This window comes from Bradyrhizobium lablabi (genome assembly GCF_018129385.1).
Lineage (GTDB): Bacteria > Pseudomonadota > Alphaproteobacteria > Rhizobiales > Xanthobacteraceae > Bradyrhizobium > Bradyrhizobium lablabi_C.
Genome location: NZ_JAFCLN010000003.1, coordinates 297,402 through 313,092, shown reverse-complemented (window position 1 = coordinate 313,092; position 15,691 = coordinate 297,402). Strand labels below are relative to the sequence as shown.

Below are 15,691 nucleotides of genomic sequence, written 5' to 3'. Positions count from 1 at the left end.
ACCCAATCTCCGCCTAGGACCCAGCCATCTTCGGCTGTATCGCAGCCTTGATGAGCTTCGTCGCGTCCTCGCTGGCCCATTCGGCCGGCCCGGCGATGGTGGCGATCTCGCAGCCCTGCGCATCGATCAGCACCGAGGTCGGCATGCCCAGCGCCCGGCCTATGGCTTTAAGATCCTGAAAAACCTTGGCTTTCTGGTCGGCGAAATAGGCCAGATTGGTCAGCTTGGTCTCTTTCATGAAATTTTTGGGCTTTTCGGGATCGCGGGTGTCGATATTGACGGCGACGACCTCAAAATCCCGTCCGCCGAGCCTGGCCTGCAATTGATCCAGCGCCGGCATTTCCTTCCGGCAAGGTACGCACCAGGTGGCCCACAGGTTCAGCAGCACGGTCTTGCCGCGCCAGTCGGAGAGCTTTCTGGTCTTGCCGTCGGCATCCTGGAAGGCGAGGTCCGGCAGCCGCAGCGGTGCCGTCGCCATGGTCAGCGCGGCCACCTCGCCATGGGCCAGCGGCGCGATCTTTTTCGCCAGGTCCACCGCCGCGGAACACGCCGAATCGCCCGCGACGTGCCTGGTGCCGCCGATCCCGTAAACCCCGACATACCCGATCAGGGCCGCAACCAGCACGGCACCGATCACGATCGGAATCCGGCGCATGGCGGCCGAGGAGGCCAGGGAAGGCTCGGGCATATCGTTTGTCATTCTGTATCGGATACGGCTATGCAGGGGATATTACGCGCTGGGACGCACGGCGTTTCGCGCCTCCGGCAATAAAAGGCAAGCGATAAGGCACGAGGTCATGAGCAACAAAATGTGGGGCGGGCGGTTTTCCGAACGCCCCGACGCCATCATGGAGGAAATCAACGTCTCCATCGACGTCGACCGTCACATGTATGCCCAGGACATCGCTGCATCCAAGGCCCATGCCGCCATGCTCGCCGACAACGGCATCATCACCGCTGGCGATGCGAAGAACATTGCCAAGGGCCTCGATTCGATCCTGTCGGAGATCGGCAAGGGCGCGTTCGACTTCAAGCGCGCGCTCGAAGACATCCATATGAATGTCGAGAGCCGGCTGTCGGAACTGATCGGCCCGGCCGCCGGACGGCTGCACACCGCGCGTTCGCGCAACGACCAGGTCGCGACCGACTTCCGCCTCTATGTCCGCGACGTCATCGACGAGACCGATGCAGCGCTCGCCGCATTCCAGCATGCACTGGTCGAGCGGGCGACGGAGCATGCCGGAACCGTCATGCCCGGCTTTACCCATCTGCAAACCGCGCAGCCCGTGACGTTCGGTCATCATCTGCTCGCCTATGTCGAGATGGCCGCGCGCGACCGCGGCCGGTTCGCCGATGCGCGCAAGCGGCTCAACGAATCACCGCTTGGCGCGGCGGCGCTCGCCGGTACCTCGTTCCCGATCGATCGAACTGCGACCGCCAAGGCGCTTGGCTTCGACCGGCCGATGGCCAACTCGCTCGATGCGGTCTCCGACCGCGACTTCGTGCTGGAGACGCTGTCGGCCGCCGCGATCTGCGCCGTTCACCTGTCGCGCTTTGCGGAGGAGATCGTGATCTGGACCTCGCCGCTGGTCGGGCTGGTGCGGCTGTCCGACAAATACACCACCGGCTCCTCGATCATGCCGCAGAAGCGCAACCCGGACGCGGCGGAACTGGTGCGCGCCAAGACCGGCCGGGTGATCGGCGCGCTGACGGCGCTGCTGATCGTGATGAAGGGCCTGCCGCTCGCCTATCAAAAGGACATGCAGGAGGACAAGCAGGGCGCGATGGAGGCGTTTGCCGCGCTGTCGCTCGCGATCCGGGCGATGACCGGCATGGTGATTGACCTCGTCCCGGACGAATCGAAGATGAAGGCTGCGGCCGGCGAGGGCTACGCTACCGCGACCGATCTGGCCGACTGGCTGGTGCGGACGCTGAAAATGCCGTTCCGCGACGCGCATCACGTCACCGGCCGCATCGTGGGTCTCGCCTCGAAACAGGGCGTGGCGCTGCATGAATTGCCGCTGAAGGCGATGCAGGAGGTCGAGCCGAAGATCACGGCCGATGCGCTAAAAGTGCTGTCGGTGGAATCTTCTGTGAAAAGCCGCACCAGTTTTGGCGGCACCGCGCCGAAGAACGTGCTGGCCCAGGCGAAAGCGTGGGCGAGGCGGCTCGAAAAAGAGCGAAAATTGGGCTGAGGTCATAAATTTCGCTGCAATTCCATGGTTATCCGGGTCTCGCCAGACCGGACCAATCTTTGTATGGTGCGGCCCGCATTGGGGATTTCGTCGTGAATCGCAACTGTCGCCTGACCCCGTCGGGGTGGGCCATCCTTGTCCTGAGCGTATCAGCGCTCGCGCTGGGCGGCTGCGGCCGCAAGGCCGGCCTCGACCTGCCGCCGAACGCCATGAATTCGTCGAGCGCCGTGGCGGAGCCTGATTCGGACGCCGAACGCGCCGCCACGCCCAGCGTTTATAACGGCACCTATGGCTCCGAGCAGGGACCGACCGCGCCCAAAGGCCGCAAGAAATCCTTTATCCTCGACCCGCTGCTCGGTAACTAGAGCATGATCCGGAAAAGTGGGCACCGGTTTTCCGAAAAGATCATGCTCAAACAAAAAGAAGGAGTGAGATGACGAAGTCATCGCGCTCCGAATCGTTGCCATGAATCATTTCGATTATCGCAACGGCGTGCTTCACGCCGAGGGCGTCGACCTGTCCGACATCGCGGACGCCGTCGGCACGCCGTTCTATTGCTATTCGACCGCAACGCTGGAGCGGCACTACCGCGTCTTCACCGAAGCCTTCGCCGGCGAGAAGGTGCTGGTCTGCTACGCCATGAAGGCGAACTCCAACCAGTCGGTGCTGCGCACGCTGGCAAAGCTCGGCGCCGGCGCCGATGTGGTCTCGGGCGGCGAATTGAAGCGCGCGCTGGCGGCCGGCATCCCGCCCGGCAAGATACTGTTCTCCGGCGTCGGCAAGACCGAGGCCGAGCTGCGCGCCGCGCTCGCCGCCGACATACTCTGCATCAACGTCGAGTCCGAGCCGGAGCTCGAGCTGCTGTCACGGCTGGCGGTCGAAGCCGGCAAGACCGCGCGGATTTCCGTGCGAGTCAATCCCGACGTCGACGCCGGCACGCACGCCAAAATCGCCACCGGCAAGTCCGAGAACAAGTTCGGCGTGCCGATCGCGCGGGCGCGCGCCGTCTATGCCCGCGCCGCAAAGCTGCCGGGCATTCTGGTCACCGGCACCGACATGCATATCGGCAGCCAGATCACCGATCTCGGCAAGATGGAGACCGCGTTCCGCATCCTGTCGGATTTCGTCAACACGCTGCGCGCCGACGGCCACAATATCTCGCATATCGATTTCGGCGGCGGGCTCGGCATCCCCTATCACATGGACCGCGAAGCGCCGCCGCTGCCATCGGCCTATGCCGCGATGGTCAAGCGCGTCACGCATAATCTCGGCTGCACGCTGATGTTCGAACCGGGCCGGATGATCGTCGGCAATGCCGGCATCCTCGTCGCGCGCGTAATCTATGTGAAGCACGGCGATGCCAAGAACTTTGTCATCATCGACGCCGCCATGAACGATCTGATCCGGCCGACGCTGTACGAGGCGCATCACGACATCCTGCCGGTGCGGCAGGCCGAGCCGGGCGCCGCCACCATCACCGCCGACGTCGTCGGCCCGGTCTGCGAAACCGGCGACTACCTCGCCCTCGACCGCAAGCTGCCGGAGCTGGCGAGCGGTGACCTGATCGCCATCCTCACCGCCGGCGCCTACGGCGCCGTGCAATCCGGCACTTACAACACGCGTCCCCTAGTGCCGGAAGTGCTGGTCAAAGACGACCAATACGCGGTGGTCCGCCCGCGCATCGACGTCGATGCACTGATCGCGATGGACCGCACGGCGCCGTGGCTCTAGGCGCGGCTAGGCATCGTTGATGGCATACTCAATAAGCCTTTCACAGGTTGCCGACGCGCTAGGTTCATCCTGCAACGAGGCGATCCAGTCTTCGAGAACTTCGCTCGCGATGTCCACCTCAAGGAAGTACTTCATACCAGCCTCGGCAGCCTCACGCGGCAGCCCACCCGATTCAGGTTCATATGCAACAAGCGCGCTGGAATCCTCCGTCCACGGTTCCGCGGCGTAAATCGTATCGCTTCGGTCGAATTTGGAGAGGCTCGTTACTATGTCACCAAGTCTTGTTGCCATCGTGTAGTACGTCCTACTTCGCCGCGTGACTGCCTTTGCCGCTGCCACCAACGACGACACCAGCCGCCTTCTCGATCGGCTTGATCGCCGCCGTGAAATCCGACTCCGCGCCTTGATCGCGGATCACGACTTCCCACAGCCGCCCGACCGCCTCGGCAACTTCCATCGACAGCCCGAGCTGCTTCATCTCCTCCAGCGCCAGCCGCACGTCCTTCACCATCAGCCCCGTCGCAAAACCGAAATCGAAGCTGCGCGGCAGCACCGACTTCGGAAACTTGTCGCGGCTCGCCGTGTTCATGCCCGAGCCCGCATTGATGACGTCGACCATCACGGCCGGATCGAGCCCGGACTTCACGCCCATCACGACAGCTTCCGACGTCGCCACCATCGCGGTTGCCGACAGGAAGTTGTTGGCGAGCTTCATGGTCTGCCCGGAGCCGGGCTTCTCGCCGATGAAGAACACCTTGCCGATCACGCCGAGCGCGTCCTTCACTGCCTCGAAGTCCGCCCGCGGGCCGGAGACCATCACCGCCAGCGTTCCCTTCTCGGCGCCACCGACGCCGCCGCTGACAGGGCTGTCGAGCTGAACGATGTTGCGGGCCTTCAAGAGGTCATGAATTCTGACCGCCATCTGCGAGCCGATGGTGGAGAGGTCGATGAAGCGCTTGACGCGCTTGCCCTCGATCACGCCGCCCTTGCCGGTGGCGACATCGAGCGAGGCCTGGAGCGAGGGCAGGCTTGCCATGACAGTCTCGACCTCATCGGCGATCTCCTTGACCGAGGTACCGGCCTTGGCGCCGAGCGCGACCAGCCTGTCCATCGCCGCCTTCTGCGTGTCGAACACGGTGAGCTTGTGCCCGGCCTCGATCAGCCGGCGCGCCATCGGGAAGCCCATCTTCCCAAGGCCAATGAATCCGATTTCCATGAGCGTTCCTCCGTTTCGTCGCTCCGGCGACGACTTGTCCGCCGGAACTCGCAGAGCGAAGGCGGAAGCATCCATTCTGTGTTGCTGCGGCAAAGGAAGATGGATTGCTTCGCTTCACTCGCAATGACGGCGCGGGCCGTGCCGACGGTTCGGGGCGGGAAACTACGGGGTTGCCCGGAGGTAGTCACGCCTTCGTGTTATGCGCCATTAGGGGTGGGATACCGTGCAGGAACGGGTGCCCCATTGCCGCCGTTGTGATAGGCTCACATGCCGGCAACCCGGAGATTTTGTTGAACGCTGTCAACACCGACCCGTCAAAGCCCGCGCGCGAGCCTGACGATGTTGCGCGCCTCAAGCTGACGCAGGCCCTACAGCGGGCGAAATATGCCATCGCGTGGGAGCGGGCTTGGCCGAATCTGGCCCGGCTGATGACGGTCGTCGGCCTGTTCCTGGTGGCGTCGTGGGCCGGATTGTGGCTGGTGCTGCCATCGGTCGCACGTGCGATCGGCCTCGGCCTGTTCGCGCTTCTGCTGCTCGGCGCGCTGGTTCCCCTGATTCGTTTCCGCTGGCCGACCCGCGAGGAGGCGCTCGGCCGCCTCGACCGCGGCACCGGCATCCGCCACCGCCCGGCGACCGCGCTCACCGATACGCTGACCACGCAGGACCCGGTTGCCCGGGCGCTGTGGCAGGTCCAGCGTGAACGCACGCTGGCCTCGCTCAAGCGCATCCGCGCCGGCCTGCCGTCGCCGCGGCTGGCGATCCACGATCCCTGGGCGCTGCGCGCGCTGGTCATGGTCATGCTGGTGGCCTCCTATGTTGCCGCCGGCGATGAGCGAACATTGCGCATCTCATCCGCCTTCGACTGGAATGGCGTGCTGGCCCCGACCAACATCCGGGTCGACGCCTGGGTGACGCCGCCGGTCTATACCGGCAAGCCGCCGATCATCCTGTCGTCCGCCAACAAGGAAAATGCCGCGCAGGACGGACCATTGGCCGTGCCGGCCGGCTCAACCGTGATCGTGCGCTCCAGCGGCGGCACGCTCGACGTGGTGGCCGGCGGCGGCGTGAGCGAAACGGCGCCGAATGAGCAGGCCCCCAAGGGTACCAATGAGCGGCACTTCACGGTCAAGGGCGACGGCACGGTGCATGTGCGCGCCCCCTCCGGCCAGCCGCAATGGAAGTTCGCCGCAACGCCGGACCGCGCGCCGACGATTTCGCTCGCCAAGGACCCGGAGCGGCAGGCGCGCGGCTCGCTTCAGATGTCCTACAAGCTTGAGGACGATTACGGCGTCACCGAAGCCCGCGCGCAGTTTGCCGCGCGAGATGTGCCGAAAGGCGCCGCCGAGCCGCGCCCGCTGTTTGAGCCGCCGCAGTTTCCGCTGGTGCTGCCGAATGCGCGGACCCGCAACGGTGTCGGTCAGACCGTGAAGGACCTCAGCGAGGACCCCTATGCCGGCGCCGAAGTCACGCTGACGCTGACGGCCAAGGACGAAGCCGGCAACACCGCCACGAGCGAGCCGTTCAACATGCGCCTGCCGGAGCGGCTGTTCGTCAAGCCGCTGGCGCGAGCACTGATCGAGCAGCGTCGTATCCTCGCGCTCGACGCCAACCAGAATGGCCAGGTCTATGCCGCGCTCGATGCGCTGATGATCGCGCCGGAAATGTTCATGCCGGAAGCCGGGCAATATCTCGGCCTCCACAGCGTGGCGCGGCAGCTCGACGCCGCCCGCACCGACGCGGCCTTGCGCGATGTCGTCGCCAGCCTCTGGGCGCTTGCCGTCACCATCGAGGACGGCAACATCAGCGATGTCGACAAGGCATTGCGCGCGGCGCAGGACGCGCTGAAGCAGGCGCTGGAACGCGGCGCCAGCGACGAGGAGATCAAGAAGCTCACCGACAATCTGCGTGCCGCGCTCGACAACTTCCTCCGTCAGCTCGTCGAGCAGTTCAAGAACAATCCGCAGCAATTGGCGCGTCCGCTCGATCCTAATACGCGCACGCTCAGCCAGAACGACCTGAAGAACATGCTCGATCGCATGGAGCGCCTGTCACGCTCCGGCGACAAGGATGCCGCCCGGCAATTGCTCGAGCAGCTCCAGCAGATGCTGGAAAACCTTCAGATGGCGCAGCCCGGGCAGGGCGGCGACAACGAGATGGAGCAGGCGCTCAACGAGCTCGGCGACATGATCCGCAAGCAGCAGCAGCTCCGCGACAAGACCTTCAAGCAGGGCCAGGATTCGCGGCGCGATCGCATGCGCGGCAAGCAGGGCGACCAGAGCATGGGCGACCTGCAGCAGGATCAGCAGGGCCTGCGCGATCGCCTGAAGCAGCTCCAGGAGGAGCTGGCCAAGCGCGGCATGGGTCCGGGTCAGCGCGGCCAAAAGGGCCAGCGCGGCGAGCAGGGACAGCAGGGCCAGGGCGGCGATCAGGGCGACGGCGAGGACGGCCTTGGCGAGGCCGACAGCGCGATGGGCGATGCCACCGGCCGGCTCGGCGAGGGCAACGCCGATGGCGCTGTGGATTCGCAGGGCCGCGCACTGGAGGCGCTCCGCAAGGGCGCCCAGAGCCTTGCGGAAGCGATGCAGCAGGGCGATGGCGAAGGCCAGAACGACGGACCCGGCAACCGCGCCGGCCGCCAGCAGGGTGCGCAGCGAGGCACGGATCCCCTCGGTCGTCCGTTGCAGGGCCGTGAGTTCGGCGACGACTACACGGTCAAGATTCCCGGCGAGATCGACGTGCAGCGCGTCCGCCGCATTCTCGAAGAGCTGCGCCGCCGGCTCGCCGATCCCTCGCGTCCGCAGATCGAGCTCGATTACATCGAGCGGCTGCTGAAGGATTACTAGTTCAACGTCATTGCTTCGTCGGGAGCCTGTCATCGGGCGCGCGTTCGCGCGACCCGTTGGCTCCTCGCAATGACGGGGTAGGCGCTACGCCTTCCGCGCCGCCAGCGCATCCGCCACGGCAGTGCGAATGTCGGCCACCGAAAACGGCTTCGTCACCACGTCGTGCACGATGGCGTTGAGGCCGGAGGCGCGCTCGCGCTGGTCGGCATAGCCGGTCATCAGCAGGATCTTCAGATCGGGAAAATCGCGTGCAGCGGCGAGCGCCAGCGCGATGCCGTCCATCACGGGCATCTGAATGTCGGTGAGCAACAGATCGAATGCGCCGTGCTCGCGCGTCAATATCTCCAGCGCCTCGGCGCCGTCCTCTGCGGTCACCGTGACATGTCCGTCCATGGCAATGGCGCGCGAGACCAACTGGCGCATGGAGTCTTCATCATCGGCGATCAGCACGCGCGGCATCGGGTCTCACATCGTTGGTGACCGGAAGGTCTCAGGCCTGGCCGCCGGTCAGATCACGCTTGTTGAAGAAGCGTACATCGATATGGCGCCCTTCGGGCGGCGGCGAGGCAAGGCGCGACTTGAACCAGGCGCGCTCGCCGGGCTTGAGGGCTGTTTGCTCCAGCACCGCATTCCAGGCGTAGATCTCGGCGCCCTGCGCGTCGCGTACGGAGAAGCGCAGCCGCGGCAATTCGACCGCCTTGCGGCTCGCGCCGACGATCATGCCTTCGATGACCAGCACCGGCTTGCCCTCGACGGTCTCGTTGGTGATCTTCAGATCCTTGAACGCCAGCCCGCGCAAGTTCACGTCCAGCCCGATCATCTTGTAGAACGCGGCGGTCTGCGGCAGCAGGCGCACGACGTCGGTGCGCCAGAACAGCAAGGCCACTGCCAGCGCGGCCATCGCCACGCAGGCTGTGGGCAGGCCGATCATCGGCTTGCCCGGGAGGATGCGGGGAAGCGCCGGCAGCCGGAAGAGCTTGGAGAGCCGCGAAGCGCGCTTGGGTGGCTCCTCGTCATGGCCAAGCCCATCGTCGCGGGCTGCCGACGTCCAGTCGTCCACGGTGGAACGGGCCGCGCCATCGGTGGGCCAGTCGGCCGAAATGGAGGGGCTGTCGACATGCGGCGCCTGCTGTTCGGCGGCCTCCTCGCGGGCCATCGCTTCCCACTGGGCGGCGGCGTCCGCCTCGGCGCTGGACTGGCCGGCCTCTGCCATGGCGGGGATCGCGGCTGACGCCGCGATCGCGTCCTCGGGCCGCGCCAGCCAGACTTCCTTGCAGCGGGAACAGCGCACGGTGCGGCCGGCTGCGCCCAAGGTAGCCAGATTGATGGCATAAGACGTTGTACAATGGGGGCAAACGATGTGCACGGAGCCGGTCTCCAATGGTACTAGCGGGATGCTACAAGGCGACCGTTAACGAACCGGAAACCATAAAAGCCGCACAACCGTCCCGGCCGGGGCGGGCTGCGGGACCTTGGTTTTCGGTCGGATTCCCCGTCGAACGGAGCTGAGCTTGGTTCGGTTCGAAAATGTAGGTCTACGCTACGGGCTCGGCCCGGAGATTTTGCGCGACCTCTCCTTCCTCATCCCCGCCCATTCGTTCCAGTTCCTGACCGGGCCCTCCGGAGCGGGCAAGACCTCGCTGCTGCGGCTGTTGTTCCTGTCGCTGCGGCCGACCCGCGGGCTCGTCAACCTGTTCGGCCACGATGTCTCGCTGCTCGGCAAGGAGCAGGTCGCGGACCTGCGCAAGCGGATCGGCATCGTGCTACAGGATTTCCGCCTGCTCGATCACATGACGACCTATGAGAACGTCGCGCTGCCCTTTCGCGTGATGGGCCGCGAGGAATCGAGCTATCGGCGCGAGGTGATCGATCTCCTTAGATGGGTGGGCCTCGGCGAACGCATGGATGCGTTGCCGCCGATTCTGTCCGGCGGTGAGAAGCAGCGCGCCGCGATCGCGCGCGCAGTGATCTCAAGGCCGCAGCTCCTGCTGGCGGACGAACCGACCGGCAGCGTTGACCCGACGCTCGGACGGCGCCTGCTGCGGCTGTTCATCGAGCTCAACAAGTCGGGCACGGCGGTCGTGATCGCCACCCACGACATTACCCTGATGGACCAGTACGAGGCGAGGCGGCTGGTGCTGCATCAGGGACGGTTGCACATCTATGAGTAGGGCCGACGAGCACGTTCCGCTGGTGGACCTCGGCAACGAGCGGCCGCAACTGCCGGCCAAGGCACGCATCATGTCGCCGATCGTGCCGCGCGCCTCGATCTCGGGTCGCGCGCTGGTCGCCGTCGTCGCCATCATGACGTTCCTTGCCTCGATGACGACGGGCGCCGTGCTGCTGGTGAGCGCTTCCGCGGCGGAATGGCAGTCCGAGGTCGCCAGCGAAATCACAATCCAGATACGGCCCGTCGCCGGCCGTGACATCGCGCGCGACACCGCGGCCGTGATCGAAACCATGCGGGTGCAGCCCGGCATCGTCGAGGTCCGGCCGTTCAGCAAGGAAGAATCGGCAAAGCTGCTGGAGCCGTGGCTCGGCAGCGGGCTGTCGCTGGACGATCTGCCGGTGCCACGCGTCGTCGTCGCGCGGGTGCAGCCCGGCACGGTACTCGACCTCGTGAACCTGCGTGCGCGCGTGATGCAGGTGGCGCCCAGCGCCAGCGTCGACGATCACCGCGCCTGGATCGAGCGGATGCGTTCGATGACCGGCGCCACCGTGTTTGCGGGGATCGGCATCCTCGTGCTCGTCATCATCGCGACCATCATCTCGGTGTCGTTCGCGACCCGCGGCGCGATGGCGGCGAACCGGCCGATCGTGGAGGTGCTGCATTTCGTCGGCGCCGGCGACAGCTACATCGCCAACCGCTTCCTGCGGCATTTCCTGCGGCTTGGCCTCGAAGGCGGCGTGATCGGCGGTGGCGCCGCGATGCTGGCATTCGGCTTCTCCGAATCGATCGCCGGATGGTTTTCCGGCACCCCGGTCGGCGACCAGTTCGCAGCCCTATTGGGGACGTTTTCGCTGCGCCCGTCCGGCTACCTGGTGCTGGCGGTGCAGGCCGTGGTGATTGCCGGGATTACCGGTTGGGCTGCCCGCCGCGCGCTGTTTGCGGCGCTGGACGACATCGATTGAAGCGGACTTATGCTGTTGCGGAGCATGCGAGATTCCACTTCACGCAAAAACCCTTTAGAATTGGGCTTTCGGGGGAGGAACGTCAGTTCGGATGAGCCAGCAGCCTGACGATAGACCGCCGAATGGTTCGGCCCGGCGGCCGCGGGGAACCGTGCGCGCAGCCATCGTCGCGACGCTGGCGCTCGCCTTCGTCAGCGCCGGTTTCGGCTTCATCGGTTTTCTCTCGCAACTGCGCGGCGCCGAGGAAAAGCCCGCCCGCAATGCCGACGGCATCGTGGTGCTGACCGGCGGCTCGTCGCGGGTGTCGGATGCGATGGAGCTGCTCGCCGCCGGGTATGGCAAGCGGCTGCTGATCTCGGGCGTGCACCCCACCAACAACGTCAGCGATATTTCCCGCACACTGCCCGACAATCACAAGCTCCTGATCTGCTGCGTCGACCTCGACCGTTCCGCAATCGATACCCGCGGCAACGCCGCCGAGACCCGGCGCTGGGCGAAGGAACGCGGATTCAAATCGCTGATCGTAGTGACATCGAACTACCATATGCCGCGGGCTATCGTGGAACTGTCGCACGCCATGCCCGACGTCACGCTGATTCCGTTCGTGGTGGTCGGCGAAAGATGGCGCGACGAGGCGTGGTGGACGAGTGGCGCGACGCTGCGGCTCTTGCTATCGGAGTACGCAAAATACGTCGCCGCGGAGGTGCGGGTGCGGCTGGCCGACCTCGGCCTCGACCTCATGCCCGAAGCTTCCGACCAGCCAGCCGGCAGCCAGCCGCCGCGCAGGCCGGCGACGGCTCAGGCCAACTGATCGGACTCCTGATGTTGCTGATTTTCCTGCGCTCGCTCGTCTTCAACGTGCTGTTCTATGCCGTGTTCGTGATCCTCGCGATCCTGGCGCTGCCCACCCTTCTGATGCCGCTCGGCGCGCTGATGACGGTCGCCCGATGGTGGGCGAATGCGACGCTGTTCCTGATGCGTGTCATCTGCAACATCAAGGTCGAATTCCGTGGCGTCGAGAGGATTCCAAAGGGGCCTCTGGTGGTCGTCGCGAAACATCAGTCGTTCTGGGAAACCTGCGCGCTGCCGCCGCTGTTCGAACATCCGATTTTCATCCTGAAGCGGCAGTTGATGTACATCCCCGTGTTTGGGCAATTCCTGGCCAAATACGGCATGATCTCCATCGATCGCACCGCCGGCGTCAAGGCACTGCTCGACATGACGCGGCGGGCACGCGCCGCCGTGCGTAGCGGCTGCCAACTCGTGATCTTTCCGGAAGGCACGCGCCGCCCGCCGGGTGCGCCGCCGGATTACAAGACCGGCTTTGCCCAGATCTATTCCGCCTGCGGCGTGCCGTGCCTGCCGGTCGCGCTCAACTCCGGCCTGTTCTGGCCAAGGCGCACGTTCATGCGCTATCCCGGCACGCTGGTCGTGGAGTTTCTCGACCCGCTGCCGCCGGGCCTGCCGAAGGATGAGTTCATTGCGCGCATCCGCGACACGATCGAGGAAGCAACTACGCGCATCGTCGAGGCTGGGCGGAGGGAGCAGGAGCAGTTGATCGGCTGTGCGCCGAGTTATGTTGCGGCAAAGGGCTAGGGGCTGTCTTCTACCTGCGTGACCGCGGGAATGTGCAGGGGATGTGCATCATGCAGCATCATCGCGAGCTGGTGCAGTTGCGCGTCGCGAAAACCTTCCGCCTCGATCGCCTTGACGGTGGCCAGCACATAGTCGCGATTGTTGCCGGAGCGGCCGTGTCCTTGCCGGACGATGCGAAGCTGCTCGTTCAGCGGCAGCCGGCCGGCATACTGCACATGCCCGCGATCGGCGACATAGGTCAGCGCGCTGACGCGCTGACGGGCGTCGTTGTCGAGCCATACCGAACGCATCACTTCGCGATAGACGTGGGTGGTCTGTTCGCGTTCACGCAGGTAATTGACCGTGCGCTCGCGCAGCCCGGAGGCCACGCGGAAGGCGATGCCGCGGCAGGCGCCGCCGCGGTCGAGCCCCAGCACCAGGCCCGGTTTTTCCGGCGTGCCGCGGTGATCGAAGGAGTAAACGCACAGCGCCCGGTGCTCGCCGATCAGCCGTGCCGGTACCTTTTCGACGTATTCGAAACCCGGCCGCCACATCAGCGAACCGTAGCCGAACACCCAGAGGTCGCCCTTGAATTCGTGGTCTGAAAGTGTAATCGCCGACATTATGGGGAACGGCTAGCAGACCTGCGGATTGAATTCCACGGCTTTAAGTCGGGTATCCAGCCGCTTACATTTGACAAAATCGCGAGACAAAGGACGCCCATGTCAGACTTACCCGCGCCGCGACGGCGTCCGCTTTGGCGCCTTTTCATCGTACCCGTATTGTTTTTGCTAGGCGCCGCGGTGTGGAGCGGATTCTGGTTCTTTGCGGCCTCGCAGGTCGGCGTGCAGGCCGATGCCTGGCGTGCGCAGGAGGCCAAATCCGGCCGCAACTATGATTGTGCGAAGCGGACGGTGGGCGGCTATCCGTTCCGGCTCGAAATCCGCTGCGAGGACGCCAGCGTCTCGCTGGTCTCGCAGACGGCGTCCAACCTGCCGTTCACGGCCAGGCTCGGCGAGATCCTGGTGGTCGCGCAGATCTACGATCCCAAGCTCGTGATCGCGGAGTTCAAGTCGCCCGCCAGCATCGCCGTGCCCGATCAGTCGCCGCTGCGGGTCGACTGGAGCAAGGCACGCGCCAGCGTGGTGGGCCTGCCGGCGGTGCCGCAGCGCGGCTCGATCGTGTTCGATGATGTCGGCATCGACCGCGTCAACAGCTCTTCGCTACAGATACCGGTGGCCCGCGCCAAACATGTCGAACTGCACGGCCGCCTTGCGGAGGGATCGTCCACCGACAATCCCGTGATCGAGACCGTGCTACAGCTCAACGACGGCAGCGTGCAGGGCGTGCATCCCGTGATGGCCGTGCCCTTCAACGCCGATGTCCGCGCCAAGCTGACCGGCCTGAAGGATTTTGCGCCAAAACCCTGGCCGGAGCGGTTTCGCGAGATCGCGGCGGCCGGCGGCAAGGTCGAGATCGTGCAGTCGCGCATCCAGCAGGGCGACATGATTTCGGTTGCCGCAGGCACGCTTTCGCTCAATGCCAACGGCAATCTGGATGGGGAATTGCAGATGACGGTGACCGGCCTCGAGCGGATCGTGCCGGCGCTCGGGATCGACAAGATCCTGGAAGAGGGCGTGCCGCAGGCGACGCTCGACCGCGTCGCGCCGGGCGTGAAAACGCAGGACCTCAACAACCTCTTCGGCGCGCTCGACAAGGCCGTTCCGGGGCTAGGCAAGGTCATCAAGCAGAACGCCAATGTCGGCGTTGCCGCGACGTTGAACTCGATCGGCAGCGAGGCCACTCTCGAAGGCAAGAAGGCGCGCTCCTTCCCGCTGCGTTTCGCCGATGGCGCCGTGCTGTTCGGCCCGGTGAAGGTCGGGCAGGTGCCGCCGCTGTTCTAAATTAGTGGCGGCAACGGGGCCCCATGGTTCGAGACGCGCGGCGGTGCCGCGCTCCTCACCATGAGGGTCTCCTGCCTGTTGCTCAACTCTCAGATCTCATCCTGAGGAGCACGCGCCAGCGTGCGTCTCGAAGGATGAACCCCCAAACTCAGACCGGCTGACTATCCCGGCTTCTTCAGCGTTTCATGCTGCCGGCCGAAGTCGGGCGCGGCGGAATCCTGGCCGATCTCGACGATGCCGCGGCGGATGGCGCGGGTGCGGGTAAAGTGCTCGAACAGCGCCTCGCCGTCGTTGCGGCGGATGGCGCGGGTGAGCTTGGAGAGATCCTCGTTGAAGGTGCCGAGCATCTCCAGCACGGCGTCCTTGTTGTTCAGGAAAACGTCGCGCCACATCGTGGGATCGGAAGCCGCGATACGCGTGAAGTCGCGAAAGCCGCCGGCCGAGAATTTGATCACTTCCGACGATGTCACCTGCGCCAGCTCATCGGCGGTGCCGACGATGGTGTAGGCGATCAGATGCGGCAGGTGGCTGGTGATGGCCAGCACGAGGTCGTGATGATCGGGTGTCATCACCTCGACCTTGGCGCCCATGCCGGCCCAGAACGCGCGCAGTCTTTCGGTCGCACTGGGATCGGTGCCCTCCGGCGGCGTCAGGATGCACCAGCGGTTGATGAAGAGTTCGGCGAAGCCGGAATCGGGGCCGGAATGCTCGGTGCCGGCGACCGGATGGGCCGGCACGAAGTGGACGCCATCAGGAATATGCGGACCCATCTCGCGCGCCACCGCGCCCTTCACCGAGCCGACATCGGAGACGATCGCGCCCGGTGCGAGATGTTTCGATATCTCCTGCGCGACCGGACCGCAGGCGCCGACGGGAATGCAGAGGATGACGAGATCGGCGCCTTCAGCGGCTTCCGCGTTGGTCTCGACCACGCGGTCGACGATGCCGAGCTCCTTCACGCGCGCGCGAGTCTTCTCCGAGCGCGCGGTGGTGACGATCTCGCCGACCAGTCCCTGTGCGCGCGCGGCGCGCGCGATCGAGCCGCCGATCAGGCCGAAGCCGATCAGTGCAAGGCGTTTGAACATGGGCGAACCG

At 65.4% G+C, this 15,691-nt stretch carries 16 protein-coding genes; 9 read left to right on the top strand and 7 right to left on the bottom strand.

Translation table 11 applies throughout. From position 1 onward, the window contains the following. Positions 1–13 precede the first annotated feature (13 nt). Positions 14–700 (bottom strand): thiol:disulfide interchange protein TlpA, encoded by a 687-nt coding sequence (tlpA, locus tag JQ628_RS08160; protein WP_212221706.1) that lies wholly within the window; start codon positions 698–700, stop codon positions 14–16. Between the two features lie 97 nt (positions 701–797). On the opposite strand from tlpA, the gene argH reads away from it, so the two are divergent. The 3 genes from argH to lysA all read left to right on the top strand — a co-directional run bounded on the left by argH (position 798) and on the right by lysA (position 3,926). Further along, positions 798–2,195 (top strand): argininosuccinate lyase, encoded by a 1,398-nt coding sequence (argH, locus tag JQ628_RS08155; RefSeq protein WP_212221704.1) that lies wholly within the window; start codon positions 798–800, stop codon positions 2,193–2,195. Between the two features lie 92 nt (positions 2,196–2,287). Continuing rightward, complete coding sequence (gene lptM / locus JQ628_RS08150) at positions 2,288–2,560, top strand: LPS translocon maturation chaperone LptM (RefSeq protein WP_212221702.1); 273 nt, start codon at positions 2,288–2,290, stop codon at positions 2,558–2,560. Between the two features lie 100 nt (positions 2,561–2,660). Then, the gene (lysA, locus tag JQ628_RS08145) at positions 2,661–3,926 is read left to right on the top strand and encodes a diaminopimelate decarboxylase (protein WP_212221700.1); all 1,266 of its coding nucleotides are present in this window, start codon (positions 2,661–2,663) and stop codon (positions 3,924–3,926) included. 6 nt (positions 3,927–3,932) lie between these two features. Here lysA and JQ628_RS08140 read toward each other — a convergent pair whose 3' ends face one another. Together JQ628_RS08140 and JQ628_RS08135 are read right to left on the bottom strand one after the other, a co-directional pair. Next, positions 3,933–4,217 carry a hypothetical protein gene (locus JQ628_RS08140; RefSeq protein WP_212221699.1) on the bottom strand — a complete coding sequence of 95 codons (285 nt, stop codon included), beginning with the start codon at positions 4,215–4,217 and terminating at the stop codon, positions 3,933–3,935. Between the two features lie 13 nt (positions 4,218–4,230). Next, the gene (locus JQ628_RS08135) at positions 4,231–5,142 is read right to left on the bottom strand and encodes an NAD(P)-dependent oxidoreductase (RefSeq protein WP_212221697.1); all 912 of its coding nucleotides are present in this window, start codon (positions 5,140–5,142) and stop codon (positions 4,231–4,233) included. Positions 5,143–5,429: 287 nt separating this feature from the next. On the opposite strand from JQ628_RS08135, the gene JQ628_RS08130 reads away from it, so the two are divergent. After that, positions 5,430–7,985 carry a TIGR02302 family protein gene (locus tag JQ628_RS08130; RefSeq protein ID WP_433996116.1) on the top strand — a complete coding sequence of 852 codons (2,556 nt, stop codon included), beginning with the start codon at positions 5,430–5,432 and terminating at the stop codon, positions 7,983–7,985. 84 nt (positions 7,986–8,069) lie between these two features. On the opposite strand, the gene JQ628_RS08125 is transcribed toward JQ628_RS08130, so the two are convergent. Continuing rightward, entirely contained in the window at positions 8,070–8,444 is a 375-nt protein-coding gene (locus JQ628_RS08125; protein WP_212221693.1) for a response regulator, read from the bottom strand. Between the two features lie 31 nt (positions 8,445–8,475). Further along, on the bottom strand, positions 8,476–9,351 hold the full coding sequence (locus tag JQ628_RS08120) for an MJ0042-type zinc finger domain-containing protein (RefSeq protein ID WP_212221691.1): 876 nt from the start codon (positions 9,349–9,351) through the stop codon (positions 8,476–8,478). Positions 9,352–9,496: 145 nt separating this feature from the next. On the opposite strand from JQ628_RS08120, the gene ftsE reads away from it, so the two are divergent. The 4 genes from ftsE to JQ628_RS08100 all read left to right on the top strand — a co-directional run bounded on the left by ftsE (position 9,497) and on the right by JQ628_RS08100 (position 12,713). After that, a complete protein-coding gene (gene ftsE, locus JQ628_RS08115; RefSeq protein WP_212221689.1) occupies positions 9,497–10,156 on the top strand; it encodes a cell division ATP-binding protein FtsE in 660 nt (219 codons plus the stop codon). After that, positions 10,149–11,117 (top strand): cell division protein FtsX, encoded by a 969-nt coding sequence (locus JQ628_RS08110; RefSeq protein WP_212221687.1) that lies wholly within the window; start codon positions 10,149–10,151, stop codon positions 11,115–11,117. The genes ftsE and JQ628_RS08110 overlap by 8 nt, the downstream gene beginning before the upstream one ends. Before the next feature lie 91 nt (positions 11,118–11,208). Then, positions 11,209–11,928 (top strand): YdcF family protein, encoded by a 720-nt coding sequence (locus tag JQ628_RS08105; protein WP_212221685.1) that lies wholly within the window; start codon positions 11,209–11,211, stop codon positions 11,926–11,928. A gap of 11 nt (positions 11,929–11,939) precedes the next feature. Next, positions 11,940–12,713, top strand: coding sequence for a lysophospholipid acyltransferase family protein (locus JQ628_RS08100; RefSeq protein ID WP_212221683.1), 774 nt, complete (start codon positions 11,940–11,942; stop codon positions 12,711–12,713). On the opposite strand, the gene JQ628_RS08095 is transcribed toward JQ628_RS08100, so the two are convergent. After that, on the bottom strand, positions 12,710–13,315 hold the full coding sequence (locus tag JQ628_RS08095) for a gamma-glutamylcyclotransferase (protein WP_212221681.1): 606 nt from the start codon (positions 13,313–13,315) through the stop codon (positions 12,710–12,712). The genes JQ628_RS08100 and JQ628_RS08095 overlap by 4 nt on opposite strands. 99 nt (positions 13,316–13,414) lie before the next feature. On the opposite strand from JQ628_RS08095, the gene JQ628_RS08090 reads away from it, so the two are divergent. Continuing rightward, positions 13,415–14,596: a DUF2125 domain-containing protein gene (locus JQ628_RS08090; RefSeq protein ID WP_212221679.1), complete on the top strand. Its 1,182-nt coding sequence runs from the start codon at positions 13,415–13,417 to the stop codon at positions 14,594–14,596. A 161-nt stretch (positions 14,597–14,757) separates the two neighbouring features. Here the strand turns inward: JQ628_RS08090 and JQ628_RS08085 are convergent, their stop codons facing one another. Continuing rightward, entirely contained in the window at positions 14,758–15,681 is a 924-nt protein-coding gene (locus tag JQ628_RS08085) for a prephenate/arogenate dehydrogenase family protein (RefSeq protein ID WP_249127610.1), read from the bottom strand. Positions 15,682–15,691 lie beyond the last annotated feature (10 nt).